The 19,617-nt window shown below is 60.3% G+C and carries 17 protein-coding genes; 8 read left to right on the plus strand and 9 right to left on the minus strand.

What is annotated here, in order from left to right; genetic code table 11:
- Nucleotides 1-55 precede the first annotated feature (55 nt).
- Nucleotides 56-1,378: a UDP-glucose dehydrogenase family protein gene (locus AC1DWZ_RS01145; RefSeq protein WP_477167023.1), complete on the plus strand. Its 1,323-nt coding sequence runs from the start codon at nt 56-58 to the stop codon at nt 1,376-1,378.
- 69 nt (nt 1,379-1,447) lie between these two features.
- On the opposite strand, the gene AC1DWZ_RS01150 is transcribed toward AC1DWZ_RS01145, so the two are convergent.
- Both AC1DWZ_RS01150 and AC1DWZ_RS01155 read right to left on the minus strand, forming a co-directional pair.
- Nucleotides 1,448-2,503 carry a choice-of-anchor A family protein gene (locus tag AC1DWZ_RS01150; protein ID WP_477167024.1) on the minus strand — a complete coding sequence of 352 codons (1,056 nt, stop codon included), beginning with the start codon at nt 2,501-2,503 and terminating at the stop codon, nt 1,448-1,450.
- A gap of 272 nt (nt 2,504-2,775) precedes the next feature.
- Nucleotides 2,776-5,175, minus strand: coding sequence for a tetratricopeptide repeat protein (locus AC1DWZ_RS01155; protein WP_477167025.1), 2,400 nt, complete (start codon nt 5,173-5,175; stop codon nt 2,776-2,778).
- A gap of 587 nt (nt 5,176-5,762) precedes the next feature.
- Here AC1DWZ_RS01155 and AC1DWZ_RS01160 point away from each other — a divergent pair.
- Entirely contained in the window at nt 5,763-7,586 is a 1,824-nt protein-coding gene (locus tag AC1DWZ_RS01160) for a VWA domain-containing protein (RefSeq protein WP_477167026.1), read from the plus strand.
- Nucleotides 7,587-7,741: 155 nt separating this feature from the next.
- On the opposite strand, the gene AC1DWZ_RS01165 is transcribed toward AC1DWZ_RS01160, so the two are convergent.
- Nucleotides 7,742-7,960 (minus strand): hypothetical protein, encoded by a 219-nt coding sequence (locus tag AC1DWZ_RS01165; protein ID WP_477167027.1) that lies wholly within the window; start codon nt 7,958-7,960, stop codon nt 7,742-7,744.
- Between the two features lie 299 nt (nt 7,961-8,259).
- Between AC1DWZ_RS01165 and AC1DWZ_RS01170 the strand changes: the two genes are divergently transcribed.
- From AC1DWZ_RS01170 to AC1DWZ_RS01180, 3 genes are all read left to right on the plus strand, one after another.
- Nucleotides 8,260-8,478 (plus strand): hypothetical protein, encoded by a 219-nt coding sequence (locus AC1DWZ_RS01170; RefSeq protein WP_477167028.1) that lies wholly within the window; start codon nt 8,260-8,262, stop codon nt 8,476-8,478.
- Nucleotides 8,479-8,624: 146 nt separating this feature from the next.
- Nucleotides 8,625-8,957 carry an HU family DNA-binding protein gene (locus AC1DWZ_RS01175; RefSeq protein ID WP_477167029.1) on the plus strand — a complete coding sequence of 111 codons (333 nt, stop codon included), beginning with the start codon at nt 8,625-8,627 and terminating at the stop codon, nt 8,955-8,957.
- Between the two features lie 220 nt (nt 8,958-9,177).
- Nucleotides 9,178-10,224, plus strand: coding sequence for a DmpA family aminopeptidase (locus AC1DWZ_RS01180; RefSeq protein ID WP_477167030.1), 1,047 nt, complete (start codon nt 9,178-9,180; stop codon nt 10,222-10,224).
- On the opposite strand, the gene AC1DWZ_RS01185 is transcribed toward AC1DWZ_RS01180, so the two are convergent.
- Nucleotides 10,216-10,434 (minus strand): hypothetical protein, encoded by a 219-nt coding sequence (locus AC1DWZ_RS01185; RefSeq protein ID WP_477167031.1) that lies wholly within the window; start codon nt 10,432-10,434, stop codon nt 10,216-10,218. The genes AC1DWZ_RS01180 and AC1DWZ_RS01185 overlap by 9 nt on opposite strands.
- A gap of 128 nt (nt 10,435-10,562) precedes the next feature.
- Between AC1DWZ_RS01185 and gcvA the strand changes: the two genes are divergently transcribed.
- Complete coding sequence (gene gcvA, locus AC1DWZ_RS01190; RefSeq protein WP_477167032.1) at nt 10,563-11,450, plus strand: transcriptional regulator GcvA; 888 nt, start codon at nt 10,563-10,565, stop codon at nt 11,448-11,450.
- 10 nt (nt 11,451-11,460) lie between these two features.
- On the opposite strand, the gene AC1DWZ_RS01195 is transcribed toward gcvA, so the two are convergent.
- Nucleotides 11,461-11,811, minus strand: coding sequence for a hypothetical protein (locus AC1DWZ_RS01195; protein ID WP_477167033.1), 351 nt, complete (start codon nt 11,809-11,811; stop codon nt 11,461-11,463).
- Between the two features lie 275 nt (nt 11,812-12,086).
- Here AC1DWZ_RS01195 and AC1DWZ_RS01200 point away from each other — a divergent pair, with 275 nt between their 5' ends.
- Entirely contained in the window at nt 12,087-13,877 is a 1,791-nt protein-coding gene (locus AC1DWZ_RS01200) for a GAF domain-containing hybrid sensor histidine kinase/response regulator (protein WP_477167034.1), read from the plus strand.
- Between the two features lie 57 nt (nt 13,878-13,934).
- Here AC1DWZ_RS01200 and AC1DWZ_RS01205 read toward each other — a convergent pair whose 3' ends face one another.
- Nucleotides 13,935-15,740 (minus strand): potassium/proton antiporter, encoded by a 1,806-nt coding sequence (locus AC1DWZ_RS01205; protein WP_477167035.1) that lies wholly within the window; start codon nt 15,738-15,740, stop codon nt 13,935-13,937.
- Nucleotides 15,741-15,959: 219 nt separating this feature from the next.
- On the opposite strand from AC1DWZ_RS01205, the gene AC1DWZ_RS01210 reads away from it, so the two are divergent.
- The gene (locus AC1DWZ_RS01210) at nt 15,960-16,763 is read left to right on the plus strand and encodes a substrate-binding periplasmic protein (protein WP_477167036.1); all 804 of its coding nucleotides are present in this window, start codon (nt 15,960-15,962) and stop codon (nt 16,761-16,763) included.
- 24 nt (nt 16,764-16,787) lie between these two features.
- Here the strand turns inward: AC1DWZ_RS01210 and argB are convergent, their stop codons facing one another.
- The 3 genes from argB to yihA form a co-directional block, all read right to left on the minus strand.
- Nucleotides 16,788-17,669 carry an acetylglutamate kinase gene (gene argB / locus AC1DWZ_RS01215; protein ID WP_477167037.1) on the minus strand — a complete coding sequence of 294 codons (882 nt, stop codon included), beginning with the start codon at nt 17,667-17,669 and terminating at the stop codon, nt 16,788-16,790.
- A gap of 312 nt (nt 17,670-17,981) precedes the next feature.
- Entirely contained in the window at nt 17,982-18,785 is an 804-nt protein-coding gene (locus AC1DWZ_RS01220) for an endo alpha-1,4 polygalactosaminidase (protein WP_477167038.1), read from the minus strand.
- Between the two features lie 174 nt (nt 18,786-18,959).
- Complete coding sequence (yihA, locus tag AC1DWZ_RS01225) at nt 18,960-19,601, minus strand: ribosome biogenesis GTP-binding protein YihA/YsxC (RefSeq protein WP_477167039.1); 642 nt, start codon at nt 19,599-19,601, stop codon at nt 18,960-18,962.
- Between the last annotated feature and the right edge of the window lie 16 nt (nt 19,602-19,617).

Genomic DNA, 19,617 nt, shown 5'->3' on the forward strand with positions numbered 1-19,617 from the left:
AACGGATTTGCTTACCGCGCGGTGAGGCGCGCCATCATCACATGAAGGATTCGAGATGAAAATTGCGATCGTCGGCGCCGGTTATGTCGGCCTTGTCTCCGGTGCCTGTTTTTCCGAGTTTGGTTTCGATGTCGTGTGCGTCGACCAAGACCCGCGGAAGATCGCCATGCTCCAAGAGGGGAAGATGCCGATCTACGAGCCCCAACTGGACACGCTCGTGCATAACAATGTGGTGCGTCAAAGGCTCACCTTCACGACAGAGCTGGACAAGGCCATGGAAGGGGCTGCGGCGGTGTTTATCGCCGTTGGCACGCCCAGCCGGCGCGGCGACGGACATGCCGACCTCAGCTATGTGTACGCCGCCGCGGAAACCATCGCGAAGAACATCCGCGACTATACGGTTGTGGCCACGAAATCGACCGTGCCGGTCGGCACTGGGCGCAAGGTCGCCGAGATCATTCGCAAGGCAAATCCGGATGCCAAGTTTGACATGGTCTCCAATCCGGAATTCCTGCGCGAAGGCTCCGCCATCAACGATTTCATGCGTCCGGACCGGGTTGTCATTGGCTGTGAGACGGCAGCCGCAAAAGAAGTGATGCAGAAGCTCTATCGCCCGTTGTTTCTGCTGGAAACGCCGGCCCTGTTCACGAATCTCGAGACGGCCGAACTTACCAAATATGCAAGCAACGCATTCCTGGCGATGAAGATCACCTTTATCAACCAGATCTCGGATCTGTGTGAGAAGGTCGGCGCCGATGTCCACGACGTTGCGCGTGGTATCGGGCTTGATGGCCGTATCGGGTCAAAGTTCCTGCATCCAGGTCCCGGTTACGGCGGCTCCTGTTTTCCGAAAGATACTCTGGCATTGGTGAAGACGGCGCGTGATGCCCAATCGCCTATCTCGCTCATTGAATCGACCGTGGAGTTCAACGAAGCTCGCAAGCTGCAAATGGTCGACAGGATTGAGAGCGCCGTCGATGGCGGTGTGACTGGCAAGCGGGTTGCCGTCCTTGGCCTGACCTTCAAGCCCAATACGGACGACATGCGTGACTCGCCCAGTCTCGTTGTCCTGCCGGAGCTGATCAAGCGCGGTGCCAAAGTGAGCGCCCATGATCCCGTCGGCATGCACGAAGCGCGCAAGCATTTTGAAGATACGATCGAATATTGCGAAGATCCCTACCAGACGATGGTCGGCAGCGATGTGCTCGTCATTCTGACGGAATGGAACAATTATCGGGCACTCGATCTTGCGCGCGTGAAACGCCTCTTGAAGGCCCCCAGCATCGTTGACCTGCGCAACATCTACCGGCCGGAGGAGATGACCGATGCCGGTTTCCGGTATGCCAGCCTCGGGCGCCCACGACGCCTGTCAGCCTGAAACGCCTGTCGGCCTGAATAGAAAAAGCCCCCGCCCAGATAGCTGGACGGGGGCTTTTTTATGCCTCATTCAGGCGGCGGCGCGGCGTCTGGCGCGCATGCGCCCAGCCAGCGCCAAGCCACCGAGGGCCGCGGCGAAGAGCGGCAGGGCCGGCGGGATCGGCGTCTGCGAGACCGGCACGTTGATGTTGCCGTTATAGTGGATTTCACCCTTCTGCGTCACCGAACCGGCGATCAAGGTCCCTTCGATATTGTTGTAGTTGGTGACGTGCGCCAACAAGGCCAGGATGGATCCGCCGAACTGGTTCTGAATGTTGATTTCCGTCGCATCGACGAAATTCCAGATGGTATTCGTCGCCAACAATTTGGCGATGTCGTTCAGGAAGTTTGCTGCGATGTTGATGGCTTGGCCACCGGCACCAAGAACATTGATGACGACGGAGGTGGCACCGTTGAGGACGAATTGAAATTCGCCGGCACCGTTAAAGAAGCTGACGGCATCGCTGATGGTAAAGATCGCCAAGCCATTCTCGTCGGGAGTCGCGGTGAAGGTGACCTTGTTGCCATTGGCGCCGGTCGAGCTGTTGGCGGCGAGGGTCGAAAGATAGGACGAGTATTTGGTCATCGTCTCATGCATTTCGCTGGCTTGGGCAGCCACATCCGGCACGACGCTGGCTGGGATCGGCGAGTTCACATGCGCGCCGTTGGCGGTGCCCGATTGCACGGTGCCGCCCAGATAAATGCTGCCGCCATTGGCATTGATGTTGGCGCCGTTGGTCACCGAACCCTTGGCATAAAGATTGCCGGATCCATTGAAATTGGCGTTGAAACTGCTCTTCAGGTCACCACCGACAAAGACGTCGCCGCCACCATTAACATTGAGGTTGCTGGTGGCGATGTTGCCGCCAACGGTCAGACCCTTGCCATTGATGTTGACGCTGCCGGTCAAGTTGCCACCGACCGTCAACGTGCTTTCCGGGCTGACCGGCAACTGGTTGTAATGCTGGCCATAATCGCCGCCGGCAGCATTGCCGCTGACGAAGGCTCTGCCGTCGACATGCGAACTGCTGTCGAGGTCGCCAAAGACGACGAGATTGTATGTGTTCAAAATCTCGGACGCGCTCATGGGCGCAGCCAAGGCAGGCGCTCCAGAAATAGCCAGGGCGCAGAGCACGCCCGCAGCACTCGCCGTCAACCCGCGCGACAGAAATTTCAAGATGTCCCCCATAGCTCGCCCATACACTGATTGGATCAATAATTAGGGCAAATTTTGCCAGTATCCAATCATAAAAGGCACGATCGAACACACGCTCGTATGTCCTTTTAAAATTCTTGGATAAGCCGCGATTCTGTTGCTTTTGGGTAACATCGCTATCGTATCTGCGGCGGCCAACGGGTCTATTGCAGGCTGTCGGCCAGTTGCCGTGCATCTTCGATGCCGCGGTATGTCGGGCTATCGGAAATCGCGCGGGCGACCGTGGCGCGCGCCTTGTCTTTCAGCCCCTTCTGACTGAGCGACACGGCGTAGTGATAGAGTATCTGTTGATTGTGGGGCGCCAAATCGACCGCTTTGGCAAGGACGACCGTGGCGTCCTGCACTTCTCCCTGGCGGAGCAGGACCCAGCCCAGTGTATCAAGTTGTTGCGGGTTATTGCTGCCGCGGAATCGCTCTGCCAACTGCCGTGCGCGCGTCAGCTGCGGCGAATCGGTGGCGGAGACGTCAGCGATAAGGGCTGCGAGGTTGTTGGCGGCGAGGGCGTTCTCTGGCCATTTTGCCAGGACTTTCTCATAACCAGCCTGTGCTGCCGGGAAGTTGCCAAGGGAGTCGGCTGCCGCGGCCGAGATGGCCTGGACATTCTCACTCTCCGGGAAACGGTCGGCGGCGATCTGCATCAACCTCGCGGCATCGGCGGCATAACCCTGCGCCATCATGGATTGTGACATGGCGACATAAGATGCTGGATCGCTAGGGCGTGATTCGATGGCTTGCATCAGGAGCGCATCGGCCTCGTCGAGCGCCCCGGCATGGCGCCTTATCGACGCCAGAAGCAGATAGCTGGCGGCCTCATCGGGATGCTGGTGGATGCGATCCTTCAGCATGACCTCAGCATCGGCCGTTCGGCCGAGATTGACATAGGCCTGTGTCAGCTTCGGTCCGAGGGTCGTGAAGCTGCCGCCTTCCTTGATGGCGTCCTGAAAACGATCGATCGCCGTGGTAAAGTCCGCGCGCGCCATCGCTACTTCTGCAAGGACTTGATTGCCGAGAGCGGCATTGTCTTTATCTTTGGATGCAAGCTCGCCACCGATGATCTCGGCCTTGTCGCGCTCGCCCAGGTGCAGGAGGTAGAGGGCCTTTTGCGCCCGCAGTTCCGGGGCGTTGGGGCGCAGCGCAATGGCTTGGTCCAGCAGAGAAATAGCCTCACCTGGAGCTGTGTTTGCCAAAAGGCCGGCCAGGTCGAGGCGGGCCTGTGCGTCCGACTGATCAACTCGAATGAGGTCGCGCAAAGACTGCGCCGCCATCGTCCTGTCGCCCATGGCAAGATAGGTCCGCGCCAGCAGGGAAAAGGCCGGCGCTGAATCGGGATCCGTACGCAGCACAGTGCGGGCATCGGCAATGGCGGCATCAAACTGCTGCTCCGCCGAAGAGATGGCACCCCGCACCAGCAGGCCCGGCTCATTGCCCGGGTCTTTGGCGAGCACTGCCTCGACGCTCGCGCGTGCCTTGGTGATATCGCCGCGCAGCAGAGCAACCTGTGCGAGGCCCGTTTGGGCATTCGATTGATTGGCCAGATCACCGCCCTCGGCGCCAAGCTCCTGGAAGCTGCGTTCAGCAGCCGCCAAATCGCCGGCCTTGACCGCCATCTGGCCCAGGAACTGCAGCTTCTGTGCCTTCGGCATGGCCGTGTCCGGTAGGCCCGCGACGCCGGCAAGGGCGCTTTGTATCCCAAAATTCTGTTCGAGGAATGCTGCATATCTCACGGTCATGGCGCGATTGGCGCCGCCGGCACGGATCGCCGCCTCATAGGTCGATTTCGCTTCATCCTCGCGCCCAGTGGCCAACAGAGCCATCGCCAGTTCATCCACATAACCCGGGTCCTTCGGCCGTGCTGCGTGGAGACGGCGGAGGAGGGCGACGGCCTCGTCATCATTGTGGCGCAGCTTTGCCAGCGCCAGCTTGGCGCCCAGCAGCTCAACATTCTGTGGTGCGATTGTGAGGCCGCGGTTCAAGAGTTGGAGGGCCGCCTCATAATCTTGGCGACGGGCCCGGATTTCCGCCAGCATCCCGATCGCGTCGACATTGTCTGCATCAAGCGTCAGGACTTTCTGGAGCAATGTCTCGGCTGCCGGTGGCTTGTTTCTGGCGATCTCGGCCGCTGCCTTCAAGAGATAGCCATCGGCCTTCTCCGGCGTGAGGGTGATCAGCTTGTCAGCCCGGTAGACGGTATCGTCGGTGCGACCGAACAGGAGCGCCAGACGGCCGGCGGCCAGCTGCGCATCGGCATTGCGCGGGTCCTGGTCGGCAACGGCGGTGTAATAGCCGAACGCCCCCTGCAGGTCCCCAGCCTTCTCGGCGATCTTGGCAAGGTACCAGGCCGGTTCGGCCGCGACCGGGTTCGCCTTCAGCGCATTGCGGAATTCGAGCGCTGCCTTGACCTCGTCGCCACTTTCATAGAGTGCCTTGCCGCGGCTGGTGAAATCGCTGGCCCGCTCCTCCGGTGAATCGCAACCGGCCAGCACGGCGCAAAAAAGCAGGCCCATCAGGGCCAGCGCAGGAAGCCGACGCGGTGTTGCGAACATGACCAGGGCCTGATCTCAGAGGACATTGCAGTGCACAATATGCATTTGTCCGACGATCGCAAGCGCCCGAAAATCGCGTCGGTTTTGTGCGTTGCGGTAGTGGTCAAAAGATAGCTTATTGGCAGCGTTTTAGCGCCGTTAAGGATTATAGGCGATCCGTACATTGCGTCAAATACGCGACTTTAGGTTGCTGCGAAAATGGCCCCTGTCGCAAGCGGAAACTATTCCCTATGACCTGCAGCTTCCTTTGTGGGGTGACTAAAAAGCGGGCAATTTGCTTTTTGAACTAGCAGTTTGTCCGCTTTAGGAATACTTGCAATCATGTGCGAGTTTGAAAAATAGTGAGCGCAACGGCTGTGAAGTATCTGAGACATTACTGTGGCACATGCGTCACATACGCCGAATAAGTAACAAATCTGGTATTTTAATCATATTGTTCCGTTGACCGAATCCCACCTGCGGAGTTTAGCTAACCGCAAGCAACTTTTTGCGCTGCACTACGTTGGTCGTGCTCACGTAGTTTCAGCCGCAAATGATAAGCAGTTGCACAGCTAAATATCCATCCAACGCACCGGAAGGACCACCCCATGAACGCTGACACCCATCCCGTGATCGTCAATTTGGATCGAGATTCCGGTACTATTTCGCAAGACGATGTCGAGCGGACCTATCTGACCCAGTCCGGGTCTGAGACCGTGGATGTCACGGTGCCGGCAGGGCAGAACGTCGTGCGCATCCCCGTCATTGCCGGTTCGACCATTCGCCTGCCCTTCGAGGATGACGATCTGAGCGCGCGCTTTAGCGACGACAATGGCAACGTGGCCATCAAGTCCGGCGACACGACGATCATTCTGCAGGGATATGCGGATGCGGTGGAAAATGGCGGCGTCAATGTCGTGGACACGAGCGGGGACCCCGTCGACGTGGCCGCAACCGTTGCCACAACGGATCCCAATCTCGATATTCAGACAGCGGCGGGCCCGGGTGCTGGCGATCCCGGGACGGGCGTCGACAACAATGGCGGCGTATTCACACCGTTCGATCCGTCGGCTGGCATTGGTGGCTTGAATGCCATCGGTGGCCTCGGTGCCACGGCCCTAAGCTATGGTCTGATCCAGGTCGAGAACCGGGTCCTCATCCCGGAGGATGCGCCTGAGACGGCAGCTGCCACCACGCCTGAAAACTTGGTGCCGATCAACTACAACGACGCCAATACGGGCGAAGAATCGACCTATCGCGACACGAACATCATGATCGTGTTGGATACGTCCTTCACAATGAATGAGGATGCGGACCAAACATTGCCTGGCGTGCAGAAGCGCATCGATGTCGCCAAAGAGGTCCTCGCGAACCTGCTGTTGACCTATGAAGCACTGGGTGATGTGGCTGTTACCATTGTGACTTTCAACACGGGGGCGTCGCAGTATTTCAGCTGGGGTAGTGTGGCAGATGCGATCGCTGCTTTGAACGCGCCTGCATTGATTGCTGAAGGCCTGACGAACTACGCGGCGGCGCTCGACACGGCGGCGGATGCTTGGGGGGCAAGCGGCAAGCTGCCGGGCGATACCAACAACGTCGTTTATTTCCTCTCCGATGGCCTGCCACAAGAGAGAGGCCCCGACGGTCATGTTCATAATGTCCATCTGACTGATGCGCAGAAGGATGCATGGGATAGCTTCCTTGAGCATCCCGCCAATGGCATCGATCATGTTTATGCCGTCGGCATCGGTGATGATGTCAGCGCCAGCGATCCGGACCTGATAAGTGTGGCGCGCCCGGATGGTGACAGCTTGCCTCCCGGAGACGTTATATCTGTGACCGATCCGGCGGCCGACCTTTCTTCGGTTCTCGTTTCAACCATCGAGGTACATCCAGTCTCCGGCAATGTTCTCACCGGCGTCGATACGTCTGGTGTGGGCGATAATGGCGTGCCGGGTCAGGCCGATGTCGGTGGTGATGGCACCACGCATATCGATGTACTGTCATATGTCGGTGCCAATCCGGCGTATACGATTGAGGTCAAGTGGGATGGCTCGGCGGCGGCGGCGACCTATACTGGCGGTCAGAATGTTACCGTGAACAACCACGAAGTGTCGTTCGATACGGAATATGGCAAGATGACCTTCGATTTCGAGACTGGCGACTATACCTTCGCAGCGACTGAAGTGAAGGCCGATACGGATGTTGTCTTCCATTACGAGACGAAGGATGCTGACGGCGACGTCGACCTCATCGGTGGTACAGACGCGGATAACAGCAACAGCAAGCCGGGTGGCGCTGATCTCGTGATTACGATTGTCGACACACCGGTGCCGTCGCTGGCCGCGGTGGACGAGTCTCATGCAAGTGCCATGGCGCATATCCCGACCACGGCGAATGATCATGAATTGGCACTACTGCTTGCGAGCTAACAGATAGCTCGAGCGCGAGGTCGGTGGGGATCTGCTCTGCCATTCGCACCGAGTAGACGGAAAAACCTGGATCTGTTGGGAAGCCAATAGATCCAGGTTTTTTTATGTGTGAGCCAGAATGCGCCCCAGAATATGTCCTTGGGGAGGGGTGAGTTCTAGAAGCTGCGCGCACCAGCCTTCATCGGGAAGGTGCTCATGCCGTGGGCCTTGATTTCCTCGTCGATCAACGCGACCGTCTTCGCCTTGCCGGCAAGCACATAATGTGTTGCCGAGATATGAAGTCGTGTCCACTTCATGATATCCACATTCTGGGGTGGCTTCGCGCTTTCGATCACCATGATCGCATTGTCGCGGCGGTAAATGTCGTATCGCATACTGATCCTCGTTATCGGCCCGTGGTTATCGGCCCGTAATTGTCGGCCCGGGGCCTCGATATCTGTCCACAAGGAACTCCTTGGGAGAGCGCCGGTTCCAGGCGCCTGTCGCTGCTGGAGATGCTGCGCAGTTTGGACGGGCAGGGTAGCACCGGAACGTGGGCCTGCGGCCATTATCCGCCCAGAAAGGCGGGCAAAATCAGCTGCGGGTCATTTCGACACGCATCGAATGCCGTTTTCGGGTGTTGTGACTGCGTGAAGATGTGACTGGGCGAAGACATGACCTCTGGAGATGATCTATGCCGCGTTATGCGCTCTGGCGACAAGTGGACGACTATACCTATACCGAGCTGGCGGCGGATGACGAGCAGGCACTGATCGCATTTGGGCAGTCCCTGGGGGTGGAGCTGACGCTCCAGGGGGAGGGGCCATGCCCCTATATGATGGGGCGGCGCGAGGATGCTGACCCGAGCAAAATGGTCCCGGTGGTGGACCGTGCAGTGTACAAAGTGGAGTAGCCGACTCGCCAATGATCGTGCAATTTGCTCTTGCTAAGCCTGAATCAGGCCGATTCCCGCCCTCTGGTGCAGCGAATCGTTGAATTGATCATCGTGGTGTGGTCCCCTCATCTGGATTAACCGCAAGACACAAGGAGCTAACTATCATGGCTAAAGCAGCCGCGGCCAAGAAAGCCGCCCCCAAAGCAGCAGCCGGCAAACAGGCCGTCATTACCTTGAAGCATCTCGCCGCGGAAGCCGCCGAGGCGCATGAACTGCCGAAGAAGCAGGTCGAGACGATCCTCACGGATGTCATCGCCTCGGTCGGCAAGCAGCTGAAGAAGGGCGCCAAGATCCGCCTCGTCGGCCTCGGAATCCTGCAGGTTCGCAAGCGCGCCGCGCGCATGGGCCGGAACCCCGCCACGGGCGAGAGCATCAAGATTAAGGCGTCGAAGAAGATTGCCTTCCGCGCCGCCAAGGAATTGAAAGAATCGGTCTAAACCGACCTTTCACGACCGTCTGTTTGTCGGCCCCGGTGATTCCCACCTAAAGTCGATGACTGACAGCAGAACCCGCTTCCGGCACCCTCACGGGTGCGAAGCGGGTTTTGTATTTTTGGGACTATTTTGTATTTTCGGCCCAGAAGCTCGCCTCTATTCATATCGTCCCCAGCACGCGCTAGGATCGGGCAACTCACCGAAACAATGACGATGCCGCACGATGTCCGATCAAATTGCACCAGCCCGCGGCCAGCGCGCCCGCGACCTTGGTATCGTCGTCGGCTCATGGCCGACCGGACCGCTCAACACCATCACCGATGTTTCTGGTGTGCTGGTCGGCCATGTCACTCTGAAAGAGGGTGAGCGTACGCGCACGGGTGCGACGGCGATCCTGCCGCACGGTGGCAACCTCTATCGCGACAAAGTGCCTGCCGGGCTTGCGATTCTCAACGGCTACGGCAAGCTCGCCGGGTCGACGCAGCTTGTGGAACTGGGCGAGATCGAAACGCCGATCATCCTTACCAATACGCTCGCGGTCGGCCGCGCCATCGAGGGCATCAATCGCTGGACCCTGGCGCAACCCGGCAATGAGCGCGTGGGGTCGGTCAACGCCGTGGTCGGCGAGACCAATGATGGCCATCTCAATGACATCCGCGCGACTTGGCCGACATCGGAGCAAGTTGTGCAGGCGATTGAAACCGCCAGTGCCGGGATGGTGGCTGAAGGGTGTGTCGGGGCCGGTACCGGCACAGTGGCTTTCGATGTGAAGGGTGGTATCGGAACCAGCTCACGGCGCGTCAATACCGAGGGCGGTGCCTATCACGTCGGTGTCCTCGTGCAGTCCAACTATGGCGGTGCGCTGCGGATCGACGGACGGCCGGTCGGCGACATTGCCACTGCTGACGCCGACGGATCGATCATGATTGTGCTGGCAACCGATGCGCCGCTTTCCGATCGCAATCTCAAACGTCTGGCAGAGCGATGCTTCGCCGGCCTGGCGCGCACAGGCGCAGCGCTCAGCAACGGGTCGGGCGACTATGCGCTCGCCTTTTCCACCGCTGACAGCGTGCGCCGCACGCCTGAGCGCCGGCGGCGCGTGGCACAATTGTCCGACCTGCCCAATGAGCAGATGTCCCCCTTGTTCCTGGGCGCGATTGAAGCCACGGAGGAGGCGATCCTCAACTCGCTGTTCATGGCCGTGACCACCACCGGCTTCGACGTTGCCCGTCAGCGCGTGACGACCGTCAAAGCTCTGCGCCTAGCTTAGGAAACGGGTGCGTTCCTGGGCGGCCAAGTCCCGGGCATGCTGCGCGGAAAAACCGAGATCCCGCAGGATGTGTGGCGACAGGTCTTCGAAGCGGACGCTTTGTTCCCGGCAATCCGTGCGGCGGCCAAGGCGGATTCTTCCCAGCCAGGAAAAGGCGGCAAGGCTCGCGGCAAACCAGCGGACGGTCGCAAAGCCAGCATTCTCTCTCATCACTGCACCTCTGGAATTGTGGATAAGGCCTAATCACCTTTATCTTTCACCTTCAGTTTGTGCTGGACAGGTCGAGAAAACAAATCGATCCTCTGGGGTAATTCATCAATTTGGCTTATGGATAGACCATGTCGAAATTGCCGCCGCTTGCCGCCATCCGTGCTTTCGAGGCAGCGGCCCGTCATGGCAGTTTTACCAAGGCAGCCGAGGAATTGGGCCTGACCCAGGCTGCGGTCAGCTACCAGGTGAAGCAACTGGAAGATCGGGTCGGATCGCCCCTGTTCCTGCGCCAGGCACGCAAGGTGGTGCTGTCGGAGGCTGGCAAACGCCTGGCGCCGGCAGTGGCTGAAGCCTTCCAGCGCCTGACGCTTGCCTTCGATGCTCTGCGTGCCAGCGATGAAGGTGTCTTGTCGGTGACGGCCGTGCACACGATCTGCGCCAATTGGCTGGTGCCGCGTCTTGGCACCTTCCAGATTGCCCATCCCAACATTGCTGTGCGCCTGGATGCCTCCTCGCGCTGGATCAATTTCGCGCAGGAGAATTTTGACGTCGGCATTCGCAGCGGCAATGGCGTCTGGCCGGGCCTTGCGGCCCACAAACTGATGCCCTTGGAGCTTGCCGTCTTCGCCAGTCCCGATTTTCTGGCGCGTGCCGGTCGCATCGAGGGACCAGCCGATCTTCTGCGCCTGCCGCTGCTCGACTGGACCGACAATGCCTGGCGACGTTGGTTCGCCTTTGCCGGGATCAATGACCCGCAGCCGACATCCGGCCCCAACATCATGGTCGAGACCCAAGTGATGCTGGGTCTTGCGGCGGCGAACGGCCAGGGGCTCGCACTACTGACACCTGCCTTCTTCCGGGCGGATATCGCCGCCGGCCGGCTCGTACAGGTGTTGCCGATCGTGGCGCCGGAAAATGTGGACTATTGGCTGGTCTATCCGCAGGAGCGGCGCAATCTGCCCAAGATCCGCGCCTTTCGCGACTGGCTGTTGAAGCAGGTGGCCGAGGCGGCCTGAAGGCAATCGGTTATTTCAGCAGATTCCGGTCGAACTCCTGCACCTCGGCGAGGCCGGAGCGTTTATCATAGAGGCAGAGCATTGCGGCCTTCTGCCCCTTCATGTGTTTCGGCTTCCATTTACCCGCGACCAGCGCCGCAGCCTTGGTTTCGAAATCGAGCGTCGACCATGTGACGGTCGCAGCATCCAGATCACTTGCCAGCAGACAGGCCTTGGTCGCCTTCGCCGCCAATTCCGCCCAGGCCGCGTCTGAACTCGCGCGTGCTGGGCTGTCGCCAAGGATCGGCAGGAGGAAGGCGAGCACTGCCAACCCGATCACTTGGCCGATCACCTGGCCGATCACCTGATTTTCAATTTTCATGAGATGGTTTCCGGTGGGATGGTGTGAAGTGAATAAGCCAAACGCGCGCCATGGGACGATGGTTCCCTGGGAGCGTGCTCTTGTTCTGATCTCGCGAATATTGATCAAAAGTCACTTTTTATTAACTCTAATTGGTTGTTTTTTCGGTTTTATTACCATTTACGGCACTTGCTGCGTTCACTAGGCTTCCTCTGTGACGTTGATGTCGTGAGAGCCGAGTTATCCCGGTTGAGTACCTAGGTGCAGTTAGAACCATTCGGCGGTGAGCGGATTCGATGACGCCAGAATTGCCGGTACGCCAATCAGGTGATCCAGATCAGGATATTGCCGTTCTGCAGCGCGCGACCTGGCACACACTGATCGATGCTATCGAACAGCTGTCTGCTGCCCGCAATTTTGCGCGTGTCATCGATATCGTGAAGCACGCAGCCAGGAAAATCTCCGGTGCCGACGGTGTCACCATTGTCCTGCGCGAAGGACAGTCCTGTTACTATGTCGATGAAGAGGCGATCGGGCCCTTGTGGAAGGGTCACAAATTTCCCATGAGCTCCTGCATTTCCGGCTGGGCAATGCTCAACAAGCAGTCAGTCGTGGTGCCGGATATCTATGCCGATCCACGTATTCCCCACGACGCCTATCGCCCGACCTTTGTCAAAAGCCTGGTGATGATTCCGGTGCGCCTCGAAGACCCGCTGGCAGCGATCGGCGCCTATTGGGCCCGGCACTACGTACCCGATGCAGAGGAAGTGGCCCTTCTGGAGAGTCTCGCCCGCGCCACGGCGACCGCCATTGCCAATGTCAATCTGGAAGCGTCGTTGCGCGAGATGGCAGCGGCGGCCACCGAACAGGCCGAAGAAATCCGCCGCGCCTATGACGAGGTGAAGCAGAACGCCGCGCGGCAACAGCATGTCGAGGACCAGTTGCGCCAGGCACAGAAGATGGAGGCGGTGGGGCAGCTGACGGGTGGCATTGCTCACGACTTCAACAACATCCTCAGCATCGTGGTGGGCAATCTCGAATCACTTGTCGGCCGGCTGGCCGACCCGATCTCGCGCGAGCTGGCAGAAGAAGCGATCGGCGGCGCCCTGCGTGGGTCCGAACTGACCAAGCAGTTGCTGATCTTCGCACGGCGCCAGCAACTGGACCCGACGCCCACGGATATCACCCGGTTGCTCAAGGAATCCGGTGTGATGCTCGGCCGTATGCTGGGCGACACGATCACGGTGACCGTGAATACGCCGCAGGGCCTGTGGCCATGTCTGGCCGATCCCAACCAGATCGAAACCGCGATCCTCAATCTGGCCATCAATGCCCGCGATGCGATGCCCGATGGCGGGGCGCTCACGATTGAGGCCAGCAATGTGCATCTCGACGCCTCCTATGCCGGCAGCAAGCAGGAGGTGACGGAAGGCGATTATGTCAGGATCGCGGTGAGCGATACGGGGTCCGGCATGCCGCCCGAAATTCTGGAGCGGGTATTTGAGCCTTTCTTCACGACGAAAAAGCCAGGGCACGGGACGGGGCTTGGCCTCAGCATGGTTTATGGCTTTGCCAAGCAATCCGGCGGCCATCTCGGTGCGTATAGCGAGATGGGCCTGGGCACGACGGTCAATCTCTATCTGCCGCGGGCCATGGCGGAAGCTGCGGCGGTGGCGCCCATGGATGACAAGTTCCCTCTGTCGCGTATTGGCCACGAAACCATCCTGGTGGTCGATGATCAGGACGCCGTGCGCAAGACAGCCGTCATGGGATTGAAGGATCTCGGCTATCATGTGCTGGAAGCGCGCGATGCCGGAGAGGCGATCGATCTCCTAGCCAAGAAAGTGCGGATCGATCTGGTCTTCAGCGACATCGCCATGCCCGGCGGGCTCAGCGGCTTCGATCTGGCGAAGCATGTGCTGCACAATCACCCCCAGATCAAGGTCATCCTGGTCACGGGATTTGCCGAAGGCGCCGCGCGCGATCGCGGCAATGTGCCGGAACAGGTGCGGCTGCTGTCAAAACCCTACCGGCGCCATGAACTGGCAAGCTGCATTCGCGACGTGCTGGACCAGGTCCACCCCTGACTGACAGGAATCCCTGACTGGCAAGAATCCCTGACTGACTGAAATCCCTGACTGGCGCTACATGCCGGTGAGGCGCCGGAAGGCACGCCAGGTCTTCATCGGGTGCTTGAGCTTGCGCAGCGCCCGTGTGACCGGCAGGTGCACGCGGGTATCCTCAAGCTCCAGGCCGACGCGGACGATGCGCCCATCTTTCACCTCGCGCACCACCAATTCAATCTCGCCCAGCTTCAAGCGGTCACCGGCCACCACATGATCGCCGAGGCGGTCATGGAGGTAATCAGCCAGGCTCTGACCCTTGGCATCGGCTCCCAGCGGCAGCCCGTAGATCAACGCAAGGTCGCTCGCCGGTGCATCGGCTTCGAATACGAACTCACCGAAGCCGGCCGGAGCCACCGCTTCGTCGGGTTCGTGATAGGCGAAGTTCTGATGGAGGCCCGCGATCTCTGCCGGCGGTGCGATGGCGATGACGTAATCGTCGACCTTGGGCCGGGTCTCGCGGAAGAGGGCGATCGGTGCTGACTCGCGAATGACGCTGACGATGTCAGCCTGCGCCGGCAGATCGACCTCGCCATAATCATAATTGAGGATGCGGGCACCTTCCTGGACACGGAAGCCGGCCAGTTCACGCGTGGCGCCATGACCCAGGCTGATGTCGAGATCCTGGCCATGCGGTGCTGCCGCCGGCACCTCGAGGCCTAGGAACCGGGCGGCACGGCCCACTGTCCACCCCTGGACGAGGAGCGAGGTCAGCACCGCCACGAAGGCCACATTGAAAAAGACCTGGGCATTCGGCACGCCGGCCAGGATCGGGATCGAGGCGAGGAAGATCGGCACCGCGCCACGCAGTCCCACCCAGGCCACGAACCCGCGTTCACGCCAGTTGAAGCGGAACGGCAGCAGGCACAGCAGCACGGCGCCGGGCCGGGCGATCAGGATGAGGCCCAGGGAGAGGACAAGGGCAGCCGCGAGGTCAGCCAGCAGTGCCGAGGGCGTCACCAGCAGGCCCAGCATGATGAACATGGCGATCTGCGCCAGCCAGGCCAGGCCATCCAGGAAGCGCATGATGACCTGCTGGGCGCGGTAGGGTGCCTGGGCCAGCATGATCCCCGCCACATAGACGGCGAGGAAGCCGCTGGCATGGAGGGCGTTCGTGCCGCCGAAGATCAGCAGGGCGCCTGCGGTCGCCAGCACGGGATAGAGGCCGGCGCTCAGCGTCAGGCGCTGCAGCAGCCACCGGAGGGCGAAGCCGCCTGCTGCGCCGATGAGGCCGCCGCCCACCAGTTCCAGGACGAAGCTGCCCAGAACATAGAGGCCGGTGGCTTCGGACCCGACCTGCAGCACATGGACGGCCATCAGGGTGAGGAACACCGCCATCGGGTCGTTCATGCCGGATTCAAGCTCCAGCGTGCCGCCGACACGGGCGTTGACCGCGACACCTTGGCCATGGAGCAGCATGAACACCGCCGCGGCATCGGTCGAGGCCAGGATGGCGCCCATCAGGATACCCTCCAGCGGATGCATGCCCATGACGACCACCGCCATGCCGGCCATGCACAGGGCGGTCAGCAGGACGCCCACCGTTGCCAGCGTCAGGGATGGCCAGAAGACCAACCGCACCACTTCCCGCGGCGTCCGCAGGCCGCCTTCGAACAGGATGATGGCAAGGGCGATGGATCCCACCGCAAACGTCGTCTGGTAGCTCTCAAACTGGATGCCGAGCAGCCCTTCCTCGCCGGCCAGCATGCCTAGGATCAGGAACACCAGCAGCAAGGGCGCCCCGAGCCGGGAGGAAATCTGCCCTAGCATGATGCTGATGAGCGCCAGCAGGGCTCCCAGGAAGATGAGCTGATTGATGAACGCCAAGTCGCTGTAACCTCTTATTCTCAGGCCCAAATAACCTCTTGGGCCGTGCCGCACGCGGCGCGTTCCGCCGGTCGTGCCTACTATAGCCATCTCCTCTGCTGCACCGCAAAGGCCGAAGGCATGGGGATCACCTTCTTTGGTGTCGATCGAGCCGAACCCGTTTCGTCACCAGGCAATCCTTTGGTAAGATCGACCATGGAAGGATGGGGAAGACCAGCCATGCCGCGACGAAGCTTCGTGAAGGGCGCCATCCTGACCATGCTGGTGCTGGCCCTGGCACCATCTGTGGCGCAGCTGCGCCCGGCTGTGGCCGAGACAGGCACTCCGCCGGTGCGATTGGTCTTCGCGGTGGAACTCGCTCCCCTCTCGTTCGAAGAAGCGGGACAGGTCCGCGGCATCCTGGTCGATATCGCGCGCGAGGTCTTTGCCGTGCGCCTGGGCCAGCCCGTCGATGCCGCCCTCTATCCCTGGGAACGCGCGCAGCAGATGGTGCGTGCCGGCGAAGCCGACGGCTTCATCACCGTCGCAACCAAGGAACGTGCCGCCTATGCCAATTGCGGCCGGATCCCGGTCCTGCGTGCCGGCTTGCATCCCATCGTGCGCAAGGACAATCCGCGCCGGGCTGGCATTGAGGCGGCCAAGAGCCTTGCCGATCTGCGCAGCTTCAATATCGTCAGCTATTTCGGCAACGGCTGGGCAAAGCAGAATCTGGCTGGGTTCGACGTCTATTACGCGACGGACTTCCAATCATCGCTGCGCGGTCTGGCACAAGGGCGCGGTGACCTTGCCCTCGGTACCACGACCTCCGGTTCCTACTACCTGCAGGAGCCCGCATTGGCTGCCAAGCTGGTGATGCTGCCGTTGGTGGTCGACACATTCGAGTACGTACTGTGTCTCGGCAAAAAATCACCCCATGCCGCGAAATTGTCGGAATTCGAACGCGTGCTCGATGTCATGCGCTCGGATGGCGGCTATGCGCCGATCCTGCAAAAATACGGCATGGGCGGGAACACGCTCTACTGAGGTGCCCGCATGATTGGCGATGCCTTAGCCCCGGGTCACCAGCGTGCCGATGCCCTGCGGGGTGAAGATTTCCAGCAGCATCGAATGCGGCACGCGGCCGTCGAGGATGACGGCGGCTTCAACCCCGCTTTCGACGGCGCTGAGGCAGGTTTCCAGCTTTGGGATCATACCGCCCGAGATCGTGCCGTCCGCCGCGAGCGCGCGCACTTCGCCGGCGGTAAGCTGCTGCACCAGCTGGCCCGATTTATCGAGCACACCAGGGACATCGGTCAGCATGAGGAGGCGCGAAGCCCCGATGGCCGCGGCAATGGCGCCGGCCGCGGTGTCGGCATTGATGTTGTAGGTCTGGCCATCGGGGCCGAAGCCCACCGGTGCGATCACCGGGATGACACCAGCCTGCTCCAGCGAGCGGATGATGCTGGGATTGACCTTGTCTGGCTCGCCGACAAGGCCGAGGTCGACGCGTTCGCCATCCTTGGTCATCTCGGTCTTCTTGGCATGGAGCAGATTATCGTCCTTGCCGGAAATGCCGACCGCCTTGCCGCCGGCCGCGTTGATGGCGGCCACGATCTGCTTGTTGATCGAGCCGGAGAGCACCATCTCGACCACTTCCATGGCGGCAGCGTCCGTGACGCGCAGGCCGTCGACAAAGCGCGACTGGATATTGAGGCGCTTGAGCATCTCACCGATTTGCGGCCCCCCGCCATGGACTACCACCGGCAGGATGCCGACCTGGCGCAGCAGGGTGATGTCGCTGGCGAAGATGTGGGACAATTCCTTGTCCACCATGGCATGGCCGCCATATTTGATGACGAAGCGCTTGCCGGCATATTTCTGCATATAGGGCAGCGCTTCGGTCAGCGTCCGTGCGGTCTTCAGCCAATATTTGGTGTCGGTGATGCTCATCTGCGCCATCGCTGCCCGGTTCGTCCCTATCTGGGGAGGTGAAGAAGGGTTATTCGGGGCGCAAGTTGCGGTCCACGCCCCCTAAAATCAAGAGGGAATTATATGACGGTCGTCTCTTCGTCCGTCATGCCCGGGCCAGAACCGGCATCCACGCTCCCCCACGGCACGTGTGGATCCCCGGGGCTTTGCCCGCGGGTGACGGTAGGAGGGCGGTGACGACGGGGAATAAGGAGACGTTGGGCGGTTTACCCCTGGGCCGCCAGGGTGGCAAGGTTGTCGCGGAGTTCGGTCATGCCGGGAGGGGACGGTCATTTAGCAATGGTCATAAGCGTACTGCTCTTTGCCAGGTGGCGATAGTTCCAGATCGCGCAGCAAGGTATCCCGAGGCGTTTGGGGATGAGCGCATACATCTGCGAAAGAGCCGCGCAATCTTCCAACATATTCGATATCAATGACTTGATCGCCGTATATCCGGGTGTACGCAGCGCATTCGTCGAAGCGATGGCATTCTTCGGCTACGGCGAAATCAAAGCCGATTTGGTTTCTGCCAACGTCACTCAAGTCCGGTGCGTTTTTCTGCCCGGCTGCCAATCCATTGTCGTGAGCCGCGCGGACAAGAAGATTTGCAAAAGCAACTGCATCTTTCGCAGTCAGCGCACCCTTTGAGCGCGTATAGGAGTCAAGATTATCGAATTCGACCGCGTCAAATCCAGCTCTGGCGCAGATAGATATTGTGGCTTTGAGGCGAGCAAGAATGCGACCCCGAAGGCCAGCCGAAGAAATATTCAGGAGGTGCTCGTCTGGCCAGTTCGGGTCCATCAAGGCCGCGCCATCGGCGCCAGGAACCAAGAGATCCTTTGGCCACTTCACGTCCGGCTGCGTTTGAAAGCCATTGATATAGCAGATGTTGTAGAGCCCCTTGGCCGGCAACTCGGTGCTGTCGCGTACCACGACATTGACTGTCGCCGGCGGCGTATAGCTGCCACCGAGCTGATAGTCGGCGATGGCATTGGGCGGCAGCTTCAAAGGTCTCTGGCCGTCGGCAAATGTCAGATGTGGAAAGACGACGATCACAACCGCGGTTAAAGCCGCCGCGAGCCAAGCTGGACGTCTCATGCCTGGCTACCCAAAGTGATTTCTCTCGGCCAAAGTAATTTCTCTCGGCCAAAGTAATTTCTCTCGACCAAAGCAATTTCTCTCGGCCAAAGCAATTTCTCTCGGAATGACAACGATTGAGACGATCGGCAAGGCCCGTCATGACGTCGTTGGGGCAGGGTCGCTTGGCGGGGCTCAGCCCTGCGCCGCCAAGGTCGCCAGACTGTCACGCAGTTCGGTCATGCCAGCGCCGGTTTCCGAGCTGGTGATCAGGATCTCGGGGTGGGCGGCTGGGCGCTTCGAAATCATGGCAGTGAATTTCTTGCGGTTGGTTTCGAGGGCGGAGGGCTTCAACGTGTCCGACTTGGTCATGACCGCCTGATAGGAGAGGGCGAACTGGTCGAGGAGGTTCATCAGGGCCTCGTCGCTTTCCTTGAAGCCATGGCGGCTGTCGATCAGCAGCAGCACGCGGCGCAGGTTGGCACGGCCGCGGACATAGCCCTCGATCAGTTCCGACCATTCGGCGACCTTGGCGCGACCGACCTTGGCATAGCCATGGCCCGGCATGTCGACCAGCACCAGCTCGCCATTGAGGTCGAAGAAATTGAGCTGCTGTGTACGGCCAGGTGTCTGCGAGACGCGCGCCAGCGCCTTGCGGCCGGTCAGCGCGTTCAAGAGGCTCGACTTGCCGACATTCGACCGGCCGGCGAAAGCGACTTCGACCGGTCCCATCGGCGGCAATTGATCAAGCTTCATCGCGCCTGCAACGAAAACACACTCGCGCTGGAACAGCTTGTCTCCGGGGCTGCGTTCGCCCGCTTTTCGTTCGCCGCTCACTGTTTCGACTTTCCGG

Source organism: Dongia sp. P2_B8, assembly GCF_056404715.1.